Below are 24,726 nucleotides of genomic sequence, written 5' to 3' on the forward strand. Positions count from 1 at the left end.
GGGGGACATGGCATGGTCAAGGTCCGCGAACCTGAAGAAAAAGATCTGATGCACTTTACGAGGTACGCCATTGAATTTCTTCATACGATGGATGCAGGCAAATCAGAAAGACAAACATTGAATGAACGTGTAAAAGAACGTAAATATTGGGCAGCAGACCAGTTTTTAGCTCGCAATCCGAAGCAAAAATTGCTGTTTGCAGATATGGATGGCAGAATTGTCGGCTATATTCTTGGTACGATTGATAAGGAATCGGAAGCAAAAGTCTATGGATATATCCGCGAATTATTCGTCGATGAATTTTACCGAAGAGAGGGGATAGGCACAGAACTTTCTGATGCCTTATTGACGTGGATGGATGAGCAGGAAGTGAAGTCGATTCAGATCGGGGTGAAAGCTCAGCAACCTCGGGTGAATGACTTCATTCGTGCTATTGGATTTATTCCGGTAAGTACCTTATATGAATATCAGAAAAACTCATAATCACTAAGCACCCCTTTGAATTAATTGTTAAAGCAACTTTGAAATGAATTAAGTCAGTAAGGATTGGTTGAAAGCAGTGGGTACTTGAGGAGGAATGTAAACGTGAAGAAGGCTATGGTGATTGTGAATCCTTCATCCGGAAAGGAAGAAGCACTTGATCATGTGGAACGAATTCAGCGAATACTAAAGGAAAAAGGCTACGAAGTGGAAGTTGCCCAGACAGAGAAAGAATTGGATGCAACGAATTATTGTCAGGATGCCTGTCATAATGAATTCGATCTTGTCGTTTCCCTGGGGGGAGACGGTACGCTCAACGAAACAATCAACGGTATGGTCGATCAGAACCACAGGCCGTTATTAGGCATAATTCCATTAGGGACAGTGAATGATTTTGCCAGAGCTTTAAATATTCCTTTGGATGTGGAGGAAGCTATCGATGTTCTGCGTTCAGACCGTTCGAAAAAAGTAGACATCGGCCGTTTCAACGATCGTTATTTTGTGAATATCGTAGCTGCTGGGGCATTAGCAGAAGCTACGTATGAAGTAACTCAAGAACAAAAGACAAAGTTTGGTCCATTAGCCTACATCATGGAAGGGATGAAAACCTTGACCTCTAACAACAGTTACCCTTTGAGGATTGAACATGATGGAGAGAAATGGGAAGGGGATTCTTTCCTGTTCTTAGCAGCTTTGACCAATTCGACAGGAGGTTTTGAAAAACTTTCTCCTGAGGCTGAAGTGGATGATGGTGCTATCCATTGTTACATCGTTCCTCAAGTGAACATGATTCGTCTAGCCGGAATTGTAACGGCCATTCTAAGAGGGGAGCTTAAAAACGATTCGGAAGTTCACTATTTTACTGCGCAAGAAGTAAAACTTACTTCTGAAGACGACTTAGTGACAAACGTTGACGGTGAGGAAGGCGACCATTTGCCTGTGAATCTTAAAATTATGCCTTCTCATATTGATGTCATTGTTAAATAGAAACAGGAAAAGCTGCGGACATTCCGCAGCTTTTCCTGTTTCATTACCTATGGTGATTCCGGGCGTGTCAGTGAAAAATTAAAATCTACTGCAGAAAATTTTTCAAAGCATAAGTGGATGTTTGATGTTAAAGTGCCAATAATAGAAACAGCAGAGTGAGGTGGTCTTATGAAAAAAGCAGATATAGAGGACTATTTGCAAGAGGGGATCTATGGGAGCAAGGAAACAAAACCATCTGAGCGCAGGAGGTACCTCGGTACTCTGCGTGAACGAGTGGTACTTTTATTGACAAAAGCTCAAGTGATGCAGGAAACAGGACTTGATGAATTAACCGATAGGATGAAAGAAAATAAGGATGGGAAGTTATTGCTTAACGGTGAAATCAGTTATCGCTTTCTATCCCCTTATAAAGACGCAGCAGAGCGAAATGATATCCACCATACCACGGTTTCCAATCAGGATATCGACACAGACGTTGGAGCCATCTTAACTGTTGATTATGCGATAGAAAAAGAACATATATATGTGGAACCAAAAAAAGAACGTGAAGGGAAAAGTGACGAGGGGGAAGGTGTAATAGGATTTTTAAAATCGCTTTTTAAACCTTCCAAATGATCTGATGGGGAATAAAAGGATTTTGCTTTGTGAACGAATAGACCAATATACCTGTTAAACGAGAAAAGGCTGCGAATCCGCAGCCTTTTCTGATTTCATTGATACTGTTTCAAAAATCTGGCTAAACCGAGGATGATGAGGGCGAAAGAAAAAATAATCATTGCAATATACCCCGCGTAGAACAGAAACTGATCGAAGAAATTCCCCGCTTCCTCACCGATGCTATATAGAGCGAAACCGGCTACAAGAACAGCTAAGTAAAGGAACACTCTGTTATCCGCTTTGAAGTCCACCATGCTTCCACCTCCCTTTACCTTCAATATATGATGGCAGTAATTTGAATATTTATCTTTTATAAAATTATTTTGACAGCTTGTCCTTATTCATGACGAATGAGTGGGAGAGGTGTAGAATGATATTTCTAATAAAAAAATACCCCTTTTGAATAATCAAAAGGGGTATGGTACATGTCTTTCATTGAGGGAGACATCCCATGAAATCTACAGGCTATTTTTCCTGGCGGGGAAAAATAGTAGGGTGATTCGACGTAAGAGACAAAAGAGAGTACCCATGTACGAAATGAGACCAGAATTCCTCTATTAAAAATGTGTTGAAATGTGGACAACCTGCACAAATCAACAACGAGTAATGTCGAGGAATCTCTTTTGTTATCTATATTATACCACTTCCAAGTAGGTGCCTGCTTTGGGAAAAGTGAGGCATGAAAATGCAAATCATTGATAGTTTGAAGGTGACTTTTTCTCAAGTTTTGTATTGTTTTGGAAAACCCTCAAATATTTTGAAATACTGGATTGTCGGAATGGGTTGAATCATGTAAACTTTAAATAACTAATAATTGTGGAGTGGAGAAAATGGATATCAGTAAATTCCAGCTAATGATTCAAATGCAGGCAATGTCGATGTTAAGAAATGACAAAGGTGATTCCTTTTCAAGTGGTATGCAGAACATGACATTTCAGAGTATTTTAGATGCTGCGATGTCTCATCCGGTGAACATGAACAATTCACAGCCGGTATCTTTGGCTACTCCTGCTTTTAAACATAGCCAGACCCCATTACATACTTCTACGACTCCAAAAGCTGAATTGCCAGAGGTGGATGGCGGAGATAGGCAGGTTGATGATTTGATTCAACGAGCCTCTCAAACCTACGGTGTTGACGAAAACCTTATACGTTCGGTGGTTAAAGCGGAATCGAACTTCGACTCTGATGTAGTTAGTCATGCAGGTGCACAAGGTCTGATGCAGCTCATGCCTGCAACAGCACAGGGTCTCGGAGTTTCAGATCCTTTCGATCCTGAACAAAACCTCATGGGTGGAACCAAATATCTAAAACAGATGTTAGACCGCTATGACGGAAACTCTGAGTTGGCGCTTGCAGCTTACAATGCAGGACCTGGTAACGTTGATAAGTATGGTGGCGTCCCTCCATTCAGAGAAACGCAAAATTATGTAACGAAAGTGCTTGGAAAAGCATGAGAAAAGAGCCTTGCTTAACCGAAAAGGTCAGTAAGGCTCTTCTTTTTTATAAAGCTCTTCTAGGTGGTGGCAGAGTGAGCTGTAAAGTATCGCCTTTATGTTTTGAGGGCAGATACAGATGAAGGATGAAAGGTAAATTAAATAAGATTTTCTTTTCTGACACAGAAGGAAGGCTTATTTTATTGAGTGATTCTCAAGTCGCTTCTCTGTACTCTACTTATCTGATTCGAGGTGACTGCTCATCTGCATGTATTGATTGAAGACGATGGTCATTTCTTTTAAGCGGTTGCGGACGTCTTCATCAATCAGTTCTCCTTGAGTCGAAAAATGGTTAGTATGAGTGTACACATAGTTAGGAGTAACCATACAACGGAAGTAATTGAGAATTGGTTTGAGCTGATTCTCGATGACTAAATGATGTTGCAGGGTGCCCCCATTCGCGACGATGGATACGGGTTTGTACCTCATAGCTAAGGGTGACACAGCATCAAAAACATTTTTCAAAGTGCCGGGAATTGAACCTTGAAAAATCGGAGTTGCAATGACATACGCATCAGCGCGCTCGATTTCCCCGATCAGGGATTGCATATCCTCGTTATATTCTTCAGTGGGACGGCCATCGACGAACTGAAGATCATAATTTTCCAAGTCGATGATTTTTGTTTCATGTGTATCAGGTAAGAGCTGTATATATTGTTCGATTTCATTAAGGAGTGTACGGGTTTTTTTCCCGACGATCGTTCCGTTAAGTAATAGGATCTTCATGACAACTTTCTCCCCTTTGGTTTTCTTTGACCTACTTTATCGTATGCAAGTTTAGGTGAAGTGGGCTATGTATATGTAATCTTAGTATGTGTAAGATCCTCACAGTCATTTCGTTTATTTTAATGGTAAAGTATACGTCAAATATAAGCAATTGTGAGGTTTGCACTGTTTTGAGGCAGGACAGGGAAGGTATAATGAAGATTGGGAGTGATGACATGCTGAGATTGTGGCGAAGAATCAAGTTCGTATTCAATATAAGAAAATCCGTGCCATTCCTCGTTCGTTTTTTTCAATCAAAAGAAGTGAGTGCAAAGAAGAAATGGCTTTCCGTTTTATTTCTGCTCGGTTACTTATTGTTTCCCTGGGATGTAATTCCTGACTTCCTGGTTGTCCTCGGCTTAGTCGATGATTTGGCTGTTTTCACATATATCATGCAATGGATGGTGAAGATGGCACCGGATTCTTTGAAAGAGGAATATCGGCTGTACGATGAATAGAAAGGTTTAATCTACGGCAAGATGAGGTATGTGTATGTTGTGGATGATTTTTTAAATAATAGTTAAGGAGTGATGATATGAGTAATGTAATGTTTACAGCACATGCAACTGCTAAAGGTGGACGTAAGGGGCACGTTAAATCTGACGATGGCTTGATTGATTTAAATCTCTCGATGCCAGGTGAAGGTGATGAAAAAGGCTCGAACCCTGAGCAGTTGTTTGCAGCTGGATATTCCGCTTGTTATGATGGCGCATTGAATTTAGTCGCAAGCAAGCAGAAAAAAGATATTGAATCTGAAATCACTGCTGACGTAAGTTTATTGAAAGATGAATCTGATGACGGGTTCAAAGTCGGTGTTGTCCTTAACGTAGAAGTGAAAGGTGTTTCTCAAGAAGAAGCAGAAGAACTTGCAAATGAAGCCCATAAGGTTTGTCCATATTCTAAAGCCACAAGTGGCAATATTAATGTGGAAATTAACGCTAAAGCGGTATAAAATGCCAGTAAATCCCCGGGGAGCTTTTCCCCGGGGATTTTTTGTGTGGGAGCAAGCTGCTCTGAGCAGAATAGTTGGTAGGGCGACTCATAGATTCTATTTTTCTATAAGGCGGAGGGTTCTCAACACTTCTGTATAATACTTTCAGTTGAATTTTAAAGGATTTCATTTCCTGTCCCTATCAAAAATATGGTATTTTATAATCGGAGAGGTGAAGATTCATGAAAATAACCGATCAAGCACGTGATTTGGTGAATCAAATACTGGAAGATGAAGGATCGGGTTGTTTGCGTTTGTTTTTTGCTGGTTTCGGTTGTGGGGAACCGGATATCGGGATGACGATAAGTGACCCCGAAGCGGATGATCAGCTGCATCGCATCAATTCAATTCCAGTGGCGATAGATAAGCGAATTGCACATTTGACAGAAGAATTGACTATAGAAGGAAAGCAAACAATGGAAGGACCCAAATTTCAAATGCTCGGCCTTCCTGAAAGAGATTGTTGATGTAATTGCCCACTTCCAGGTGGGTTTATTTTTTGACTGCTGGAGAGAAAAGAGAGGTATAGCACACGATGATGGCACCAGGACACCAGGTTGTCGGCTTCACATTCGGGATTGGGGCATTGGCATTGATCCCCCAGTTCGAAGTGATGACGGAACGACCCTATCAAACTATTTTATTCTTCGTATTCGTCTTATTCGGCTCTTTGTTACCGGATATCGATACCCCTGCGTCTAAACTTGGTCATAAGTTTTGGCGGGGACTGATGACTATTTTTACAATCGCTTTTTTATGTTACTTATTTGCTCCTCACTATTTAAATACATATCGAGATGAACTGAAAGTATTTGTTATGCTTTTATTACCGATTTTAATAATGATCCGTGGGCATCGGAAAATGACGCATTCCCTTTTGTTCGTGAGCTTACTCGTTGGTTACTGCCTCATTCTCGAACAGATACTGCAAATCCCCTGGTTTTATTTGGGAGGTATGGTGGTGGGGGTCGTTTCCCACTTGTTTGGGGACTTCATCACCAAACAAGGGATTCCTCTGGTTTATCCTTTATCAAGAAAGTACATCCAGTTTTTCTTCACTTTTCGAACAGGGTCTAATACCGAAAGAATGATCGTATATAGCCTTGTTCTATGGAACGTTTGGTTTTTGACATCAACGGTATTTTAAATGAATGTTCCTTTTAGCGCTGTGTGTGAAAACATGCGAACTTGGTTGCAAGTTCACTTGCAGGGTTAATGACAAGCGGTTGGTCTTGTCGCTGTCTTTCCGTTTATTTCAGGTGTCATAGCATGTTCAAAAATGAAAGAAACTCTTCAAGTGGAAGGTTAAGTCTGCGATTCAACATTACTTTGAGTGATGAATAAAGTAAATAAAGGAGGGATAGATTGCAGTACCGAGAGTCTGGGATGCCGGATATGGAATTATGGGAAACTTTCTTTGACCCTGTCTCTTTTCTTACAACATTAGAGTTAAATCCTCATACAAACAATTACCTTGATGTAGGAAGTGGCTTCGGAACTTTCTTAATTCCTGCTTCAAAAATCATTTCTGGTTCGGCCATAGGTATAGATGTTAATCAAGAGTATCTCGATATTTGCAACAAACGAATAGGGGAAGAAAACCTTCAAAACATCCATTTAATTCATGGCGATTTATCTAATGAAAAAACTCTCGAGACGGTATCCCAATATGTTTCAGAAGTGGATTACATTAGCTTGTTCAACATGTTACACTGCGAAGAACCCCTGGAACTTTTGAATAGGACGGCGCAATTACTAAACCCTAAAGGTAAACTTGGCGTCATTCATTGGAAATCGAACAAGACACCACGGGGACCTACTATGGCTATTCGACCTTCTCCGCGTAAAGTTAGAGGTTGGGGAGAACAAGCAGGATTGACTTTTCTAAAAACATCAGATCTTTCCCCCTATCATTTCGGGGTATTATTTGAAAAATAAAGCACGCTCTCTTTTAAAAAGGGAGCGTGCTTATTTAAGTTCGTGATGAAGGATATTATTTTGAAAAGGAATCTGCCATTTGGTTAATTATCTCCAAACCACCTTTATAATCACTAACAATTGGAACATCTTACTAGACAGATAGAGTTTATTTACATAAAATATAAGTAATCATCGGAGAGGAGTCTCTGGACCTATGAGAGAATACCAACTAATTGAACCAAGTCCATTGATAAAGTTGCAAATGAAAAAAAGTTCCTCTTTATATTATGTCTATACCAATAATCTGGAAACATATTCCAGAATCGAAGCCATTCAGCACACAAAACAATATGCGCTGGACCACTTCCCTACAGAAAAAAACGAACAGCTGGCCCACCTGGAATTCCTCTATATGAACGATTATTTCGAGGAAATTGCTACCCTGTTGAACACTGCGGTTTTAGATGAAAACACTGGAGTGGTTTATCAATTTCTCCTGCACCGCTTGAAAAAGAAAGCGACCAGAGAACGACTGGATGATCTCTTGTCCCTCCAGTTTACTCAACCATCCTTACATTGCCTCCATCTTTTTGCCCTCGTTTACTCTTATTACGATTTGAAAGTCTATACAGTTTTAGATAAGTATTTGGATAAATGTGATAAAGCGCTCCAGTTAGTGGACGAGCCGTTAATATATTATTATTTGAACCAACGTTATCAAGAACTGCTGTTTCAGCATTATTGGAAAACTGACAATCCTATTTTAGCCAGTCGTTATGCATATAAAATGATCAACACAGAAGTTTCTCCGCGTAAGAAGAGCAGAATGTACCATAACCTGGCATTAAATAATCTTTTTAATGGATACGAGTCCTCTATAGAGCCTTTGCATAAAGCACTTAAAATAGCGGAAACCCATAATCTCGATAAGGCAGCCAAGTCAATCAAGCAACACTCTATCCCTTTCGTTTCAGCTTTTCACCTTCGTACAGATGGGGTTTATACACCAGACCCTGTAGAAACTGCCCACATCGCATTGGCAGAAGGGGATTATAAAACCACCTGCAATATATTACGGTCAATGTCATCCTTAACACCTTTTCAGGAAACCTATTTAGGTTTTGCTGAAAAGGACGTGCACCTATTAAACCATTCGTATAAACGTTTTATCCATGAACAAGGAGATCACTTTTTTGCCCGTTTACCATTGGAATACTTGTCACGCTTGAATTATGGAAGGGGTGTTTAAATGAGGAAGTCATGGACGGTACTATGTTTTACCTTTTTGCTGTCTGCAGCTTGCCTATGGGGGATTATGGATGACCTGGCTGCGGATCCTGGTGATCCAGGCATAGGTTCAGTACAAGTATTAGGAAATGAAGATCCCGGGGATCCAGGTATGGGATAATAAGAAAGGCACCCTTCCGGTATGGAGAGGGTGCCTTTCCTGGTTTTCAGATTGACCGGGGGTTTAATCTTTCTCTTTTTTCTTCGGTCTTTGTGGTAAAGGCTCTTCACGTATCATCTTAGTGAAGGCGTAGACGAATAATATGATGATTACGGTAAAGGGCAGTGCTGAAACGAGTGAAGCGGTTTGTAGAGCATCTAATCCACCAGCAACAAGCAGAACCCCTGCGATAGCAGCCATGAGCAAGCCCCAGATGATCTTTATGCCCAGGGAAGGGGTCAATGTGCCATTTGTGGTCATACTTGCCAGAATGTAGGTGGCGGAGTCAGCAGACGTAATCAGAAATGTCGCAATTAAAAAAATAGATAATATAGACAGAATTCCAGTCAATGGAAGAAACTCAAAGGTTTCAAATAACGCAACTGTAACGTCATTATTTACAGCCTCGGCTATGGATGTCCCGTTATTTAAATCACTGTTCAGAGCTGTACCACCGAAAGTCGCAATCCATAAACATGCGATTAAAGGGGGGACTACTAATACACCGAAGATAAACTCGCGAATTGTCCGGCCTCTTGATACACGGGCTACGAAAGCACCAACAAAAGGTGACCAGGCAATAACCCATGCCCAATAGAATATCGTCCATTCGCGTAACCATGATCCCCCTTCATAAGGAGTAAGACGTAAGCTGTATCCGACGAAGTTAGAAATATAATCCCCAATTCCAAGGGTGAAGCTATTCAATATGAATACCGTCGGACCGGCAAAAAAGACAAACAATAGCAAGATTAAGCAAAGGGCAAGGTTCAAGTTACTCAACCATTTGATTCCCTTATTCAATCCTGTACTTGAAGAAGTTAAGTATAAAGCGAGAAGTACTGCCGTTATAACCAATTGCATGGCAGTATTATTAGGGACACCGAATACAGCATTCAGCCCACCATTCATTTGTAAAATACCGAGACCTAAGGAGGTAGCAATCCCCATTACTGTCGCAATAACAGCTAATGAATCGATCGTATGTTTGACGGGTCTCGATTTTCCGAGTACAGGCTCAAGTGCAGTGGAAACCAGTCCGTCTTTGCCTTTTCTAAATTGAAGAAATGCGATCAAGAGGCCGACGATAGCAAATACTGACCATTGGTTCACACCCCAGTGAAAGAAAGAATACCCCATGGCAACGCGAGCAGCATCCTCTGTTTGAGCTTCCAACTCAGAAAAGGGAGTTTCAAAGAAGTGACTCATGGGCTCTGCTACGCCCCAAAAGACAAGTCCTACACCAAACCCGGCAGAAAACAGCATCCCAATCCAAGTGAAAAATGGAAACTCTGGCTTTGAATCGGGAGGCCCGATTTTTATTTTGCCATATTTACTCAGACCGAGTGCTACTAAGAAAATCACAAAGCCGAAAACTGAAAGTAAATAAAACCAACCGAAGTTTACGGTAGTGAATTTAAACAAGGCGCCGGCCACTGTGCCAAAACCTTCAGGATTTACAGCACCAATTATGACCAGGAGTGTAATGATGGATGAAGAAATAAGGAAAACAGGGTTTTTTAGTTGATCTCTCATCAGTGTCTCCTTTCTAGAACCACTTGGTTATTTAATTTTTGAAATTAAGTATTGATTTAGCTATTCCCTACATTAACTTATAAAAAACATGTCAAAAAGGGGAGATTTAACACACTCTTAAGTTTTAGTTCTTTCTAATAAATTATACAAAATGAAGGTGAGCACTTGATTCAATCTCATATTTTCAGGAAGCCGCGAAATTGGTTTTCTGGAGCCGAGTGAAATTGCATAGGGTTTTTAATTCTGGCAAAAGGTTTGTTTAAGTTTGGCGACTCTGTCCAGGTGTGTTTATACTTTTGCTACATCCTTTGTATTTTTTTTCAAGAGAATGTATCATAAAAGCTTGAAGAAGTTTGATAGAATAGATCATGTACTATGTAAAGGGGCAAAAGAGATGTGGGAATGGAGAAATATCTACCGCGGAATACTGATGGGGGCGAGTGACGTAGTCCCAGGTGTCAGTGGTGGAACAATTGCGGTAGTCTTAGGCATTTATGATCGGCTGATTGAAGCAATCAACGGACTCTTCAGTAAAGAGTGGAAGAAGCATTTGAAGTTTTTAGTGCCACTTGGGATTGGGGTCGTCACCTCGATTGCTCTCTTGGCAAAATTAATTGAATGGTTATTCGAACATTACCCCGGGCCGACTCAATTTTTCTTTCTTGGGTTGATTATCGGGGTCCTGCCATACTTAGTGCACAAAGCGGATATGAAGCATCAATTCAAGGGTAAGCATTATATACTTGTTTTGATTGGAGCAGTCATTGTAGCATCAATGGTCTTCTTTCAGACAAGTGAATCAGAACCGATGCAAAATATTACCTTTTCCACTTATATTTTACTGTTCTTCTCCGGATGGATCGCCAGTAGTGCAATGATTCTCCCTGGCATAAGTGGATCATTCATCCTGCTGATCATCGGTGTCTATTCGACGGTAGTGAGTGGGATCTCTGATTTTCAGTTGGATATTATCGCTGTGGTCGGTTTAGGGATAGTGTGCGGAATTGTTGTGATGAGTAAAATCGTTAAATTCTTTTTGGAGAATTATACTTCCGGCACGTTCGCGATCATAATCGGACTAGTGATCGGTTCAGTCTTTGTCATTTTCCCCGGTGTACCAGAGAATCTAACGATGTGGATCGTAAGTATCATCACGTTTGTTGGTGGTCTGCTGTCTGCTTGGTTATTAGGAAGAGTAGAGTACAAATAGAGCGGATGGAAAGACAAAAGACCAGATATTCATTATGATAAATATAGAAATGTAATAAAGGAGAATGAATAAAATGGAATCTATTCATACCGTTGAGAAATTCAACGAAACAATAGCAAGTGAACGTCCTGTCATTATTAAATTCGAAGCTGATTGGTGTCCGGATTGCAAGCGCATGGATATGTTTATCGGAGATATTCTTGAGGAATATAAGGGATATGATTGGTTCAATGTAAACAGGGATGAGCTTCCTGAAATCGCAGAAAAATATGAAGTTATGGGTATACCGAGCTTATTGATTTTCAATAATGGAAATAAAAAAGCTCATTTGCATAGTGCGAATGCAAAAACTCCTGAAGAAGTTGAAGAGTTTTTGCAAGCGAGTCTTTAGGAACTCCGTCCACATGGTCCTCATGTGGACGTTTTCTTTAAGGAGGTGCTAGAATGTCAAAGCGTTTATTGTTGGTAGGAGCAGGTCATTCTCATTTAGAGGTGTTGCGTCAGTTGAAGGCGACGCCCTTTAGAAGTGTTGATGTCTGTATGATCTCCCCTTCAAAATATCAATATTATTCAGGAATGTTTTCAGGCTTCACGGAGGGCATCTATTCAGAAGAAGAGACGCGTATAGACATAACAAAACTGACGAAGGATGCAGGTGTCCAGCTCATCCAGAAGAAAGCCCATACTCTCAAGGCGCTTCAACGTAAGGTCGTATGTGGGGATGGCAGCGTTTATCCTTTTGACGTGATCAGTTTCGACATAGGCTCGGAAAGTTTACCCCTTTCCTTTGAAGATACCATCGCAAGAACCATTAAACCGAATCATCGCTTCATTGATCAGATGAAAGAATTGCGGGAAACCTCTCAACCATTGATTGTAGGTGGCGGGGCAGCGGGTACAGAACTGGCCTTGTCGATGCAGGCCTATAAACAGCAGAATCGAATACCTGGTCAAGTCAGGTTGATTACAGCTGACCGTATTTTGTCTGAAACTCCAAAATGGATCTCATCAAAACTTGAAAAACTATTGCTTAATAAAGGGGTTCATGTTTGGAAGGATGAGAGAGTGGAAGATATCCACGAACAATATGTACGGACTGATCAAGGTAATAAAGTCCGTCACACGGGCGTCCTCTGGTTAGGTGGTGCGCGGGGTGATGCAATTTTTGAACGCTCCTCAATCGACACAGATCAAAAGGGATTTGCGGTTGTGCGACCGACACTGCAATTCAAGGATTATGATTATATCTTCGGTGCAGGTGATTGTGTAACTTTAATAGATTTTCCGAGCCTTCCGAAGAGTGGTGTATATGCAGTGCGACAAGGGCCGGTGCTCTGGGAAAATTTGAATAAATATCTGACAGGTGGTCGGCCGATGGATACCTATGTTCCCCAAAAAAGTGCACTCTATATTTTATCTACAGGTGGGAAGAAAGGCTTTCTGATTTATGGGCCACTCAGTTCTCATACACATAGAGCATGGAAAATGAAAAACAAAATCGATCGTGAATTCATGGCTGAATATCAATGAAAAAGTCTTTGAACCGTCCTTTATGGACATTCAAAGACTTTTTTATGGGAGACAAGGTTAAAGGACCCTGTTCAGCATCGGACTCGTTATAATTTTCAGGTTGGTGTATGGTCTTGATATTAAATCTTCAGCCATGTCTTCACTTTGTTTCTGAATAGAAAGGTGGTTACAAGTAATAGTGCAAAAATGCTGAGAGCGATAAAAATCAATGTTCGATCTCCACTCGCTAAACTTGTCCCAACAAGACTGTAAGCGAAGGTGCCCGGGAGCATCCCGATTACAGTTGCAATAACGAAAGAAGAAATCATCACTCGTGTCATGCCGGCTAAATAGCTTAAAATATCAAATCCAACGAGCGGAATCAAGCGCAGGATGAATACATAGAGGAAGCCTTGTTCTCTCATGCGGTAGTAAATGGATTCAGACCATTCAGCTTGTTGGAACTTCAATACAGAATCCCCGAAGAATCTCCCCATCAGATACCCGGTCACACCTGCACCGGTGCCACCGATCACGATATAGAGCATTCCTGGCCAAAGTCCGTATGCAAAGGCTGCCCCCAGTGACAGAACGGAAGTAGGGAAGGCTATGATAGGTCCAATAACATATAATCCCATAAAAATGAGCGGGCCAGCCACTCCGAAAGATAAAATATAGGTACGTATGTTAGCAGGGCTCACATCAAACTGACTTCTTGCAAACCAAGCCATTGCGAAGAAGACAAGTAAGAAAAGAAACGCCTGAACGATGCTTTTTGCTTTCATGAGTGTTTTCCTTGAAACGTACGTACGCTTGATTCAGGAATTGTAAGAGTTACCTCAGACGGAAGGGGGGATTTTTCAGCCACAGGGATAGAGATTTTTTGATTCAACTCTTTTATATGAATATGGGCAATGGCTCTTCCGTGTTGATAAGTAATATGTTCAATTTTTCCATCATAAGAAATTGTGTCGTTGACGGAACCAGTAGGGTTTAAGGATATTTCCATCAAAGGGACGAATTGGTTCTCATCCAAAATGAGGTGACCGCCTATAAAAGATGCGACCTTCCTATTGGCAGGAGACTCGTGTATTGCTCTTGCTTTCCCTATTTGTTGGAAGTCCCCTTCTTGAAACAGAGCGATTTGATCCCCCATAATCATCGCTTCTTCAAGGTCATGGGTGACGAAAATAGCAGTCGTTCCTTGTTTGACCAAAAAATCCCTGACCCAATATCTGAGTTCCTGACGTAAGTTAGGATCCAGACTGCTGAAAGGTTCATCAAACAAAATGATTTCAGGTTCTGTGGCCATTGCTCGAGCTAAAGCTGTGCGTTGTTGTTGGCCTCCTGAGATCTGTGATGGGAAGTGACTTCGATAATGATCCATCCCTATGGCTGCGATCTGCTTGTCTGTTTTTTCCTTTTTGTATTTCTTTGAGACTTTGGCCCCGTAGACGATATTTTCTTCCACCGTCATATGCGGGAAAAGTAATGGCTGTTGAAAAACAAGACTGATGTCGCGACGGTTGGCCTTTTGATTGGTGATCTCACGACCGTTCATAGAAATGGTTCCCGCTGTCGGTTTTTCAAGACCGGCAAGGATCCTCAATAAAGTGGTCTTTCCACTTCCAGATGGTCCTACGATGCTAAGGATCTCCCCTTGCGCCAATTGAAAGGAAAGACCATTTAGTACCGTATCCTTGTTAAATTGTTTGACTACATGTTTGACTTCTAAAGTCGTGTGCTTCATCTATGATTCCTCCAGGGTATGCGTGAATAAGGGAGCAGCAGGATCAGTGCTTCTACGATAATATACATGGCGATCGGAATGATCGCAAACCATACAGAAAATGCTGACATTAATGATGGATTGGCATTTTCCATAAACGGAAAGAAGACCATAGGAAGAGTGACAATACGGCCTCCTCCGATAATTGCTGTGATTGCGTATTGACTGAGACTGATGACAATAGTCAGGAAAGTAACACTTCTGATCGCTGGTTTCATCAGTGGCATCTCTACGGTGAATAGCTGTATAAGAAAGCTTGCACCGAGAATCGTCGGTTGTGCCAGCATGTTTGTTCCTAGTTGACGATAATTGTTATAGAAAATTTTGATGCTGTAAGGAATGGTCGGGACCAAATGGATCACGATGACTCCAGCCATCGTATCTGCTAAACCAAAACGAATCATAAATAAATGTAAGCCCATTGCTATTGCTAGTACAGGAATCAATATAGGTGATAACAATAATGCCTCAACAAATGATTTCCCTTTAAATGATAGTGACGCTAAAGCTTTACCTGTAAATAAACCTATAGCAAGATTAATGACCAAAACACTAAATCCGATGAGTATGGACCAGAGAGTAGCCTCCCATAACATAGGATCACTCAAAAGCTGTTGGTAGCTTTTCAATTGAAGTTCGATTCCAATTCCTGCCTGCCATCGCCAGGGTGCACTGAAGCTTTGCAAAAACAGAAGCAATAGTGGCGCGATGAAAAGGAGGGTTGCCAAAAGTAAGAAGGTCGTCTTTTTCCAGTTCATCATCGCCCTCCTCTCATCGCTTTCCACCTATTTTTATTCAAATACAGGTAACCAATCCCGGCTAAAATCAATAACATTATACTGATACTGACCATAGCAGCGAAAGCCAGTGGCCGATCGTCCCACGAACTTCCATAAAACCATTCATATCCAAGTACAGAGATCATTTCTGGAAATGTCGTACCGAGCAGAGCTGGTACTTCATAAGCAGATAACGTAAATGAAAAAATAATGAGAAACGTCTCAATTAGAACAGGGAGCAGGTGTGGCAGCTCTACTGCTGAAAACCTTCTCCATCCATTACCGCCCAATGTATCGACAAGGTCATAATAATTAGGGTCGATGGAAGCGTAAATCGGAAACAACATTAAAATGACTAAAGGAATCTCCTTCCAGACATAAGTAATGATGATTCCGATTCCATTTGGATCTCTTGTCAGTATCGGGAAAACTTCGGTGTCAGGCAATACCCCTGTTAAAACTGAAATTTGCGCTGCCAAACCAGTTTCCGAAAGTAACAGAATGACCATGTATCCCCAGACAAAGTGGGGGAATAACATAGGCAACCATACAAGCAGCTGGGGGGCGTTTTTTTCCAAATACCCGTGAAAGTGGCGGGTGATGAACAAACCTATGATTAAGGATATGACCGTTGCCATTAACGCTGTTCGAATGCTGAACCACAAGGAGGTTATGAACCGATCTGACTGTAATAGCTGTGCATAGTAATCGAATGTCCAATCTCCTCCAGTCTGAAGACTATGAAAAATAGCATTCATGAAACCATAAAGCGGAAGTGTCAAAAATAGCACAGCAGGAATGAATAAGTAGTAGTTCTTATTTTTGAACGACTTCATTAAACCATTGTTCTTTCATCCATTCGACGTAAGACGCTTCTGACTCAGGAAGAAAACTTTCTTCCAGTTTTTTAGTGGGAAGCACACTTTCTCCACGTTCGACCGCATGGAACTCCTTCTGTATCTCTTCAGGTATTTTATCCATACTGATGGGCGTGTTTTCTCCCCAGTAGTCAGGCTTGTATTTCGCTAATTGCGCTTCAGGAGAAAGCAAGAAATTAATAGCTGTCAGAGCTCCAGGCTGATTAGAGCTATTAAAAGGGATGGATAGGAAGTGTGTATTGCCTATGGAGCCTGGTTCCATTACAAAGGAACGAGTCGTTCTTGGAAAAACACCTTCCTCTATTAATGCTTCTGCCCGCGATTCATTATATCCCATCGTCATCCATACTTCCCTCTGACTATAGAGGCGGTCGAGTTCAGTCAAATTGTTCGGATAGTGGTCGCCTGACCGCCATAAGTCTTGTTCGATATCATTCAAATATTCCCATGTCCGGTCAGCTGTATTTGATATTTGTTCTTCTTGCAATGGTCGATTGAAGATGTCTGAAGGTTGATCTGCTTGTGCGTATAGGACATGTCTTAAGAAGGCATTGCCTGAAAAATCCTTTGCTCTCGGATAAGTGAACTTACCAGGATTTTCATGGATCCATGATTTTAATTCAGCGAATGAACGTGGAGGCTTTTCTATTTTGGCTGTATCATAATGGAAAACGAATTGCACCTTCCCCCAAGGCGCTTCCATACCTTCAACGGGGGTACCGAAATCCGTTTGAAAGGCTGGGTCTTCTGTCTGGTAATATTCCTTGTAATTCGGAAGAACTCCGGTAAATGAACCTAACAGTAGCCCGTTCTCTTTCGCATTTTTGAAGTTCTCACCATTGATCCATATGATATCAATCGTCCCATCCTGTTTTCCTGCCTGTTTTTCTGTTTGAAGCTTTTGCAGAATTTCCGGTGTGTCCATGGGGATCCGTTCTAAAGTAATATCGTAGGATTTTTTCAACCTTGGAACGATCCATTCATCAATGTATTGATTGATGCCCTCATCCCCTCCCCACATGAACATTCGGACCCTCGTATCTTCAGCGTTGCTTTCGATTTCTTTCCAGTTCTTATTTGTCCAATCAGTTTTATTCGCTGTTGGTTCTCCACAAGCCGACAAAAGCAGCAGAGTGAAAAACACCAACATACTCAATGTTCTCATTATGAACCCCCGTATCATCACCATTTTTAAAATAAGAAAAATGTTTCTCTGTCATCTATCATACAAACAAAAGAAGTGGTTGGAAACTAATCATGCTCAGATTCAGAGCATGAATGTGCCCGGATTCGGGTAAAAGAAGGAAAGGAAAGAGGAAGGAGTGAGAATGTGTTATATGAGCAATTTGCAAGGCCGTCCGGAATGGTAGGGAAATTAGCTGGATTGTTTATGAATAAAGAAAATGAACGGTTGAATGAATGGACCTTATCATTTTTAAGTATTGAACGTGGCGACAGAGTCTTAGAAATCGGATTTGGTCCGGGAAAAGCTCTTCAAAAGGTGGTTGAAACTGAAAATGTCTTCCTCTATGGGACGGATCCTTCTGAAGCAATGGTGGAAACGGTTTTGAGGAAGCTGCATGCAAAAGGAAAAGCCAAACAAGTGGGGGTCATTAATGGAACGGCACGTGATCTTGAAGCTTTCTCACAACCTCTCGACAAGGTATTTTCTGTTAACAACCTGAACTTATGGGAAGCCCCATTAGAAACTCTTGTGCATTTGCATTCGTTGTTAAGGAAAGGGGGGAAAATCGCCTTAACTCTTTGTCCACATGAAAATGGAGCGGATGATGATACGACTGTCGTCATAGGAGGACAATTGCGGGCATTGTTAGTCGAAGCGGGCTTCCATGAAGTACAAGTACACATCAAGCCGACAAAACCGAACGATTCAGTTTGTGCTGTAGGGCTGGCTTAACTCGATTTATAACAGTTCAAGCTGTGGTAGTATGAAAAAAGAGGGGGAGAAGAGAATGAAATCACTGAAAAAAGAAGAAAGAGAATATGTGAAAGAACGAATCAAAGAACATTTCGAACTCGATCGAGGGGAAGAAATCGGTGATTTGGCAGCTGAGCAAATGGTACAGGTGATAGCTGAAGAGATGGGTCCGTTTTTCTATAATAAAGGGATAGAGGATGCAAGACAGATGGTAGAGCAAAAAGTCATCAATATAGATGAAGATTTACGGTCATTGGAACGTCCGGCAGGCAGACCGAAACGTTCTTAAAAAAATACCGCTCCGATGAAGTCGAAGCGGCACTGCGTTTAAGTTTGTTCCCAGTTGAAATGCTGTAAGTGCTCATTCAAATCAGCAACCAGTCGTTCAAGTTTATCGGTTTCTTCCATCATTTGCTGGAAGGCCGTTTGTTGTTCCACAGTAGAAGCTGAAATTTCCTCAGTACCTGCAGCCGTCTCTTCGACGATGCTGCTGACATTCTCAACGGAAGTATTTACTTTCGCACTTCGTTGTTTGGATTGTTCGAGCCCTTGAACAAGGTCTTCTAAGTGATGATCAATAGAAGAAACCTGGGCACTGATTTTCTCGAAGGCTTGTTTGGACTGGTCAACGGATTGGTTTTGACGATCGGAAAGTTCAACAGTATCTTTCATTTCACGATCAATAACTTTGACACCGTCCCGAATCTGCGTCACCATTTCGGAAATGTTACCGGTCGCAGCCGTCGATTGGTCAGCCAACTTCCGTACCTCTTCAGCAACAACAGCAAAGCCTTTCCCGTGCTCGCCTGCTCTTGCTGCTTCAATGGCTGCGTTCAAGGCTAGTAAGTTCGTCTGTTCAGCGATATCATTGACAAGGTTGACCGTAGATTCAATTTGATCTGTGTATTGGATGAAATGTTTCACTGAATTTTCTACGCGTGAGATGGAGGTTGAACTTTGGTCCATCAGTGAGCGCTGCTCCGTAATACTTGATTGTCCATCATTGACATAGGCAAGCGCTTCTTGGCTGGACTTTCTTGCTTGCTGCCCCTGGTCTGTATTCGTTTCAAAACCACGATGAAGTTCATCCATTAATACGGCCATATCTTGAACATCATGGGAGATTGATTGACTTCCTTGTGCCAGTTCATCTGTCGAGTTCGTCACTTGGCTGGAGATTTCAGATAATCCTGTCATTTCTGTATTCAGGCGTGAACTGAAATCTTCTACATTTTTCCCGATATGATGGACGGACTGGACAGTTTCTTTCAAGTTATCCACCATGACTTGGAATGAACGTTTCAGTTGTCCAATCTCATCTTTTTCGCGATCATCCACTTCGATGGTCGTCGTGAGATTTCCTTTTGCAACCTCGGAAGCTTTTTCAGCTAAATTCTTTAATGGTTTGGCGATGTGTTTTGTCAATCGTATAGTAGAAAGAATCGACAACACAACGAGCACAGCTGCCGCTATCACTGTGAACAGTATAAGGTTTTGAATCGTTTTCTGCTGATCGTTCATTTGATTGTCATACCAACTCTGAGCTTCTTGTTGCAGCATATAGATGTCATTGATCATACCAGCTGTCCTAGAAGCCTGCCTCTGGACTTCGTTAACATCACTGTTTGCCAAAGCTTCTGATGCTACTTCCTGCCAGTCTGTAAACTTTGCTTCTGCTTGATTGTACCACCGCTCCTGCTCATCAGTGACGATGAGAGGTTCCATGTCTGAAAAAATGGAATTCGTCTGTTCAATTTGAGTCATCGCTTCTGTTCTGGATGCTTCAGAAGGGTTATATCCGTAAGTCGTCAATGTTTGTTCGACCGTGACGAGTTGGCCGTGCAATTCTTTACCTTCTAAGAGAATCTGTACATCCTGGTTGGATGAGCGCTGCAAATCAATCATTTGAAAAACGATGAACCCGATGAGTGCAAGGCACAATAGTAAAGGAATCAGTGTCATCGTATATAATCGCCGTCCTATGGTCATACCATTACCCCCCTTTTATTCTCCTGTTGCTTTATCCAGCAAACTTTGTTCGTCATTGTTCAATTCAATGAGTCGGATAGGTGCAAGACCGACCCCGTTTTCTTCAATCCCCAAGGTCCTTGCTCCACCTTCTAGTCCGTTTCCATCTTTCAGCTGTTGCATGACGCCGTAGAGCGCGACATTCACATTCTTTAACATGGAGGTTACGACTGCTTCTTCTGCAACGAAATATTGATCGCTGTCCACCCCGAAAGCATAAATGCCCTGTTTTTGAGCTTCTTTCAACACACCGATGCCTGTAAATCCAGCAGCGGGGAAGACATAGTCCGCTCCTTCTTCAACCATCTCTTGTATAATGGATTGGCCTTTTTGATCGTCATCGAAAGTTCCCGCATATTCCGTCAATACGGTAGCCTCTGGGTTTGCTTCTTTCACACCATCCTTGAATCCTTTCTCAAAGCGCTCAATGACCGGAATGTTTTCACCGCCAATGAATCCGACAGTATTGGTTTCTGTTTTCATACCTGCAATAAGCCCGATCAAGTGACTTCCTTCATCTTCCTTAAATGTAATCGATGTTACATTCTCCAATTCTGAAACAGCATCGATCAATACGAAGGCCTGGTCTGGGTATTCTTCGGCTAGAGTATCTATAGCTGGTTGCGCATTATAGCCAAGTCCGATGATGACATCATGTCCTTGTTTAATCAGGTCTTCTGTGTGCTTTTCATAATCCTGATCAAATGGTTCACGATAGTCGAACGTGATTCCCAACTCGTCTCGTGCTTGTTCGAGCCCCTGGAAGGCAGAGTCACTAAAAGAATCATCACCAAGACCACTTTCGGTAACTATCAGTCCTGCGCTGATTTCATTGTCTGTATTTGCCTCTGTTGTATCATTTGCACATCCAATCAATATACCGACCATTGAAAGAAATACAATGCATATGCTATATGTACGTTTCACTTTTATCACTCCTTTTGTATGATGTCTGACAACTATTGTTATCGGTCGTTTTTGTGACAATATGAATAGGAAATAAGTCTTAATGTTGGGCAGGGAAGTATCCTTTATAAAAGCGAACGGTCATTGAAGCAAATGGACAGGATTATTTGAAGTGTGTAGACATAAGAAAACTACTATGATGCGCATCATAGTAGTTTTAGTGGAATTCTACGCGTTATGGAGTTGAAAAGCATTGGCAAGGAGTTCGTATGATTTCAATCGATCATCAAAAGGAGTGACTATCGTATTGACAATGACCTCATCCACGCCATAGCTATTGGCTAATTGTTCAATTTCTTCTTTTACTTTTTCAGGTGAACCGACAATCATGCGTTTTCGGTTGTCCTGAATTCTTTCCTCTTCAAATAAAGAGCAGGAATGAGAGAGGGCTTCTTCTGGTGTGGGAAAGTGTGTCCGTTTCCCTCCCTGTTCAATTTGGAGCAAGGCTAAGTCCAGGCTTGAAGCAAGGTATTCTGCGTGTTCATCTGTCTCAGCACAAACGACGAAAACTGAGACATTCGCAACCGGAACATTCTGCTGCATGGAAGGGGTGAAGTAATCCTGGTACCGATCCATCGCTCTTATCCCTCCACGTCCATTGATGAAGTGGGCGAAAGAATAGGATGCTCCTAAATCAGCGGCTAATCTAGCGCTTGTACCACTCGAACCAAGCATCCAAATAGGTGGGGCCGTTTCCCCGGCTGGTGTCGCATATATATCCATACCCTGAGGATCCTGACCATGCAAATAAGCCATCAGTTCTTCTACTTGTGCCGGGTAACCTTCTACATTCGGAAGCTTGCCTCGATTCAAAGCCAGGTTGACGTTCGGCATGCCCCCGGGAGCCCGTCCGACACCTAAATCTATCCTGCCAGGATGAAGTGTTTCAAGTAATCGGAAAGATTCAGCTACCTTATAAGAACTATAATGGGGGAGAAGTACGCCTCCCGTACCAATTCTTATTTGATTCGTATGTGCGGCCAAGTGGGCAGCTAAAATTTCTGGAGCGGACCCTGCCAAGGTCTCTGTACTGTGATGTTCAGAAATCCAGAAGCGGTGATACCCGAGTCGATCTGTCCATTTAGCTAATTCGGTCGTTTGTTGGAGTGCATCGTGTGGGTTCATCCCTGAAAGTATGGGGGACTGATCCAATACACTGAGTTTCATATTTGTTCCCCCTTCTAGTTAAAAAGATGTTCTCTTACTTATATCGTCCCATGTGATAAATAGAGTTGCAAAACATACGTATGCTGCCCAATAAAAAAACAGGCCCTAAGGTAAAGAGCCTGTTTCAAAGTCACAGAATCATCGGGACATTATTCCGAGCAAACCATAAGTAATCATGGATTTCTGCTCCATTTTGAACAGGTCTTGAACGGGCATCTCATCGATTTTCAGTGGAGTGAAGAATGTAGCGTCGTCTCTGAATTCATCTTTCGGGTAGATGGCTAACCACTCTCCTTCTTCTAAACCAGATACGATTTCAACAAGTCCATTTTCCTCCAGACCGGACTCGATTTCACGGCGTTCCAACAGTCCTTCAGCATTCATAACCCATGCGTATAGGTTTTCGTCTGTTTCAAGAGCTGTTTCCAAGGAAGTGACAACCCCAAGAGCCTCATCAGTGATGAGTTTCACATCTGCGTGATATCCAGGAAGCAACTCTTCATTTACTTCGTCCAATGATATGGAGTAAGGATATCGGCTTGAGCGATGAACTTTCATATCCTCAGGGAATTCGTCAACAGATTCAAGGGTGCCTGTTGCTTCTAGATCAAGGTCAGGCACAGAAATTTCAGCTGACATGCCTTCTTCAATATCTTTGCGTTCACTTTCACGCAGTTCTCCTTCAAGTACCAGATTCCTGGATTCCAATGTGAGTAATGGAGCTTCCAACTCTTCAGAAATATGTGTGACTGTCCCGGAAAAAGAGCTTGTGACAGTAATTTGATCGCCATTATCCTGGAGCTGGTCAAGCTGGTCTTCAACCATTTCCAGCATCGCTTCCTGCTTAGCGAGCTCTTTTTCTTTTTCAGCAATTTTTTCTTCTTTCAGAAACTCTGTTTCCACATAAGAAGGAGGAGGTGTCTCCTCAGAATCATCACTGCCGAAAAGACTGTCATTTTCAGATTGAGGGGGATCAGGTATGGTATAATCCTCTACTTCATCTATGTAGTCCTCAATCGCTCCGACTTCCTCTTCCAACCGGCTTTTTTCTCCTTGAAGATTTGCTTCCTGCTGGTAATAATTTTCGACTTCGTACGTGTATAAGTCATCACCCTCACTGACTGAATCCCCTTCCTTGACGAGAAATTCGCCGAAAGAGCCTGTCTCCTCATTGAAATACACAGGACTGGATTCTTCAGAAGTGAAGACGCCTCTTGTATGAAGTTTTTCGAATAAATCATAGGTAATGGTCCTTGACCATTCGTTGATGTAGGATTTGCGGTCCACCTTTTCCTTATCATCAAAAAAGATGAGTAAAGAGTTTGTCGTGATAAAAGCGACAATCAATAAACCTATGATTCTTCCTTTGTAATTTTTTTTAGCCATGATTTTTCCACCTGCTGCTTTCTTACCTGATTAGATAAAGTAGGAACAAATCGTAATAGGAAAGGGCGGCGGTCCCTGCCCATAATAGCAGGTGCCAGAAAATAACACCTGTCCAAATCCACCCTTTTTTCGTTGATGATAACCAAGAAAGGCACTTAACCTGATACCAAATGATGAATAATTGAAAAATGGAAATGGCACCGCAGAAATAAATAACCCATTCAATCGAAGTGAAAGAAGATGCAATCACACCGAATGAGAAAGGGGAGACATACCAGTCGATCCCTGCGTACACCATCAATGGTATCCAAGTCACCCGTTCGATCAACATGATGAGCAGAATGTTCATCTGAAGGACGAACAATTTTTTATAGGAGACATTGTTGAATAACCAGAAAAAGAAAGATGAGATGAAAAGGATGAAAAGAAACAAGAGGATGGCAAAACCTGCCCGGCCAATCAAAAACCATGCTTTCCTCAGTTCGTATTCTACCCTGTTCATGTCTGACATGTTCGCTGGAATGGCATCTGTCCCTAAGCCAAGCCACGCGGTCCAAACATATGTAAGAATCGTCAGACCTAGTAACAAGAATAATAGGTTCCAAACATTCTTGACCCGCTCTGCCTCATTCAGTTTGAATAAATGATCATCACGGCGTGTGAACAATTTAATTAAATTGATAGAGTATGTCATGTGTTCCATCCTTTTGCGAAGAAAAATAAAACTCTCTGTCTTATTCTAACGGAAATTGTCAGTTGTTGCTATAAATAGATAGTAATCTTTGGGAAAAGATGG

Annotated in this window: 29 protein-coding genes; 16 read left to right on the forward strand and 13 right to left on the reverse strand. The window is 41.8% G+C overall.

The features are described 5' to 3' along the window. Positions 1-12 precede the first annotated feature (12 nt). The 3 genes from ACTWPX_RS18540 to ACTWPX_RS18550 all read left to right on the forward strand — a co-directional run bounded on the left by ACTWPX_RS18540 (position 13) and on the right by ACTWPX_RS18550 (position 2,082). Entirely contained in the window at positions 13-483 is a 471-nt protein-coding gene (locus ACTWPX_RS18540) for a GNAT family N-acetyltransferase (protein WP_443121012.1), read from the forward strand. A gap of 102 nt (positions 484-585) precedes the next feature. Continuing rightward, positions 586-1,467, forward strand: coding sequence for a diacylglycerol/lipid kinase family protein (locus ACTWPX_RS18545; RefSeq protein ID WP_443121013.1), 882 nt, complete (start codon positions 586-588; stop codon positions 1,465-1,467). 168 nt (positions 1,468-1,635) lie between these two features. Further along, positions 1,636-2,082: a YueI family protein gene (locus ACTWPX_RS18550; protein WP_443121014.1), complete on the forward strand. Its 447-nt coding sequence runs from the start codon at positions 1,636-1,638 to the stop codon at positions 2,080-2,082. Between the two features lie 95 nt (positions 2,083-2,177). Here ACTWPX_RS18550 and ACTWPX_RS18555 read toward each other — a convergent pair whose 3' ends face one another. Further along, positions 2,178-2,378 carry a hypothetical protein gene (locus ACTWPX_RS18555; protein WP_128524775.1) on the reverse strand — a complete coding sequence of 67 codons (201 nt, stop codon included), beginning with the start codon at positions 2,376-2,378 and terminating at the stop codon, positions 2,178-2,180. Positions 2,379-2,954: 576 nt separating this feature from the next. On the opposite strand from ACTWPX_RS18555, the gene ACTWPX_RS18560 reads away from it, so the two are divergent. Further along, positions 2,955-3,581, forward strand: a complete 627-nt coding sequence (locus tag ACTWPX_RS18560) for a lytic transglycosylase domain-containing protein (RefSeq protein WP_443121015.1) — start codon at positions 2,955-2,957, stop codon at positions 3,579-3,581. A gap of 213 nt (positions 3,582-3,794) precedes the next feature. Here the strand turns inward: ACTWPX_RS18560 and ACTWPX_RS18565 are convergent, their stop codons facing one another. After that, complete coding sequence (locus tag ACTWPX_RS18565; protein ID WP_443121016.1) at positions 3,795-4,346, reverse strand: NADPH-dependent FMN reductase; 552 nt, start codon at positions 4,344-4,346, stop codon at positions 3,795-3,797. A 215-nt stretch (positions 4,347-4,561) separates the two neighbouring features. On the opposite strand from ACTWPX_RS18565, the gene ACTWPX_RS18570 reads away from it, so the two are divergent. The 7 genes from ACTWPX_RS18570 (at position 4,562) to ACTWPX_RS18600 (ending at position 8,704) form a co-directional block, all read left to right on the forward strand. After that, positions 4,562-4,843, forward strand: a complete 282-nt coding sequence (locus tag ACTWPX_RS18570) for a YkvA family protein (RefSeq protein ID WP_128524772.1) — start codon at positions 4,562-4,564, stop codon at positions 4,841-4,843. Between the two features lie 77 nt (positions 4,844-4,920). Further along, positions 4,921-5,337, forward strand: a complete 417-nt coding sequence (locus ACTWPX_RS18575; protein ID WP_128524771.1) for an organic hydroperoxide resistance protein — start codon at positions 4,921-4,923, stop codon at positions 5,335-5,337. Between the two features lie 221 nt (positions 5,338-5,558). Continuing rightward, positions 5,559-5,843, forward strand: coding sequence for a hypothetical protein (locus ACTWPX_RS18580; protein WP_443121017.1), 285 nt, complete (start codon positions 5,559-5,561; stop codon positions 5,841-5,843). 68 nt (positions 5,844-5,911) lie between these two features. After that, entirely contained in the window at positions 5,912-6,523 is a 612-nt protein-coding gene (locus ACTWPX_RS18585; protein ID WP_443121018.1) for a metal-dependent hydrolase, read from the forward strand. A 218-nt stretch (positions 6,524-6,741) separates the two neighbouring features. Beyond that, complete coding sequence (locus ACTWPX_RS18590) at positions 6,742-7,314, forward strand: class I SAM-dependent methyltransferase (RefSeq protein WP_443121019.1); 573 nt, start codon at positions 6,742-6,744, stop codon at positions 7,312-7,314. Positions 7,315-7,510: 196 nt separating this feature from the next. Beyond that, positions 7,511-8,545, forward strand: coding sequence for an AimR family lysis-lysogeny pheromone receptor (locus ACTWPX_RS18595; RefSeq protein WP_443121020.1), 1,035 nt, complete (start codon positions 7,511-7,513; stop codon positions 8,543-8,545). Further along, positions 8,546-8,704 carry a hypothetical protein gene (locus ACTWPX_RS18600; protein ID WP_281976193.1) on the forward strand — a complete coding sequence of 53 codons (159 nt, stop codon included), beginning with the start codon at positions 8,546-8,548 and terminating at the stop codon, positions 8,702-8,704. 63 nt (positions 8,705-8,767) lie between these two features. Here the strand turns inward: ACTWPX_RS18600 and ACTWPX_RS18605 are convergent, their stop codons facing one another. Further along, entirely contained in the window at positions 8,768-10,279 is a 1,512-nt protein-coding gene (locus ACTWPX_RS18605; protein ID WP_443121021.1) for a BCCT family transporter, read from the reverse strand. Between the two features lie 394 nt (positions 10,280-10,673). Between ACTWPX_RS18605 and ACTWPX_RS18610 the strand changes: the two genes are divergently transcribed. From ACTWPX_RS18610 to ACTWPX_RS18620, 3 genes are all read left to right on the forward strand, one after another. After that, positions 10,674-11,489: a DUF368 domain-containing protein gene (locus ACTWPX_RS18610; RefSeq protein ID WP_443121022.1), complete on the forward strand. Its 816-nt coding sequence runs from the start codon at positions 10,674-10,676 to the stop codon at positions 11,487-11,489. A gap of 73 nt (positions 11,490-11,562) precedes the next feature. Beyond that, positions 11,563-11,880, forward strand: coding sequence for a thioredoxin family protein (locus ACTWPX_RS18615; protein ID WP_281976196.1), 318 nt, complete (start codon positions 11,563-11,565; stop codon positions 11,878-11,880). A gap of 53 nt (positions 11,881-11,933) precedes the next feature. Next, positions 11,934-13,019: an FAD-dependent oxidoreductase gene (locus ACTWPX_RS18620; RefSeq protein ID WP_443121023.1), complete on the forward strand. Its 1,086-nt coding sequence runs from the start codon at positions 11,934-11,936 to the stop codon at positions 13,017-13,019. 119 nt (positions 13,020-13,138) lie between these two features. Here ACTWPX_RS18620 and ACTWPX_RS18625 read toward each other — a convergent pair whose 3' ends face one another. Genes ACTWPX_RS18625 through ACTWPX_RS18645 form a run of 5 tightly spaced genes read right to left on the reverse strand, consistent with a single transcriptional unit; the run spans position 13,139 to position 17,609 of the window. After that, positions 13,139-13,783 (reverse strand): TVP38/TMEM64 family protein, encoded by a 645-nt coding sequence (locus tag ACTWPX_RS18625; protein WP_443121024.1) that lies wholly within the window; start codon positions 13,781-13,783, stop codon positions 13,139-13,141. Continuing rightward, a complete protein-coding gene (gene ccmA / locus ACTWPX_RS18630; RefSeq protein ID WP_443121025.1) occupies positions 13,780-14,748 on the reverse strand; it encodes a heme ABC exporter ATP-binding protein CcmA in 969 nt (322 codons plus the stop codon). Before ccmA ends, ACTWPX_RS18625 begins: the two co-directional genes overlap by 4 nt. Beyond that, positions 14,745-15,545, reverse strand: coding sequence for an ABC transporter permease (locus tag ACTWPX_RS18635; protein WP_443121026.1), 801 nt, complete (start codon positions 15,543-15,545; stop codon positions 14,745-14,747). The genes ccmA and ACTWPX_RS18635 overlap by 4 nt, the downstream gene beginning before the upstream one ends. Next, positions 15,545-16,402: an ABC transporter permease gene (locus ACTWPX_RS18640; protein ID WP_443121027.1), complete on the reverse strand. Its 858-nt coding sequence runs from the start codon at positions 16,400-16,402 to the stop codon at positions 15,545-15,547. Before ACTWPX_RS18640 ends, ACTWPX_RS18635 begins: the two co-directional genes overlap by 1 nt. After that, the gene (locus ACTWPX_RS18645; RefSeq protein ID WP_443121028.1) at positions 16,383-17,609 is read right to left on the reverse strand and encodes an ABC transporter substrate-binding protein; all 1,227 of its coding nucleotides are present in this window, start codon (positions 17,607-17,609) and stop codon (positions 16,383-16,385) included. Before ACTWPX_RS18645 ends, ACTWPX_RS18640 begins: the two co-directional genes overlap by 20 nt. 165 nt (positions 17,610-17,774) lie before the next feature. Here ACTWPX_RS18645 and ACTWPX_RS18650 point away from each other — a divergent pair, with 165 nt between their 5' ends. Both ACTWPX_RS18650 and ACTWPX_RS18655 read left to right on the forward strand, forming a co-directional pair. Then, positions 17,775-18,362, forward strand: coding sequence for a class I SAM-dependent methyltransferase (locus tag ACTWPX_RS18650; protein ID WP_443121029.1), 588 nt, complete (start codon positions 17,775-17,777; stop codon positions 18,360-18,362). Between the two features lie 55 nt (positions 18,363-18,417). Further along, positions 18,418-18,672 carry a DUF2164 domain-containing protein gene (locus tag ACTWPX_RS18655; RefSeq protein ID WP_443121030.1) on the forward strand — a complete coding sequence of 85 codons (255 nt, stop codon included), beginning with the start codon at positions 18,418-18,420 and terminating at the stop codon, positions 18,670-18,672. A 38-nt stretch (positions 18,673-18,710) separates the two neighbouring features. On the opposite strand, the gene ACTWPX_RS18660 is transcribed toward ACTWPX_RS18655, so the two are convergent. From ACTWPX_RS18660 to ACTWPX_RS18680, 5 genes are all read right to left on the reverse strand, one after another. Continuing rightward, positions 18,711-20,372 (reverse strand): methyl-accepting chemotaxis protein, encoded by a 1,662-nt coding sequence (locus ACTWPX_RS18660; protein WP_443121031.1) that lies wholly within the window; start codon positions 20,370-20,372, stop codon positions 18,711-18,713. 15 nt (positions 20,373-20,387) lie between these two features. Continuing rightward, entirely contained in the window at positions 20,388-21,338 is a 951-nt protein-coding gene (locus ACTWPX_RS18665) for a BMP family lipoprotein (protein WP_443121032.1), read from the reverse strand. Positions 21,339-21,545: 207 nt separating this feature from the next. Next, complete coding sequence (locus tag ACTWPX_RS18670) at positions 21,546-22,544, reverse strand: LLM class flavin-dependent oxidoreductase (protein ID WP_443121033.1); 999 nt, start codon at positions 22,542-22,544, stop codon at positions 21,546-21,548. Positions 22,545-22,682: 138 nt separating this feature from the next. Beyond that, a complete protein-coding gene (locus ACTWPX_RS18675; protein ID WP_443121034.1) occupies positions 22,683-23,930 on the reverse strand; it encodes an efflux RND transporter periplasmic adaptor subunit in 1,248 nt (415 codons plus the stop codon). A 22-nt stretch (positions 23,931-23,952) separates the two neighbouring features. Continuing rightward, entirely contained in the window at positions 23,953-24,624 is a 672-nt protein-coding gene (locus ACTWPX_RS18680; RefSeq protein ID WP_443121035.1) for a hypothetical protein, read from the reverse strand. Positions 24,625-24,726 lie beyond the last annotated feature (102 nt).

The sequence above is a fragment of the Halobacillus sp. H74 genome (assembly GCF_052246715.1).
Taxonomy (GTDB): domain Bacteria; phylum Bacillota; class Bacilli; order Bacillales; family Halobacillaceae; genus Halobacillus; species Halobacillus litoralis_A.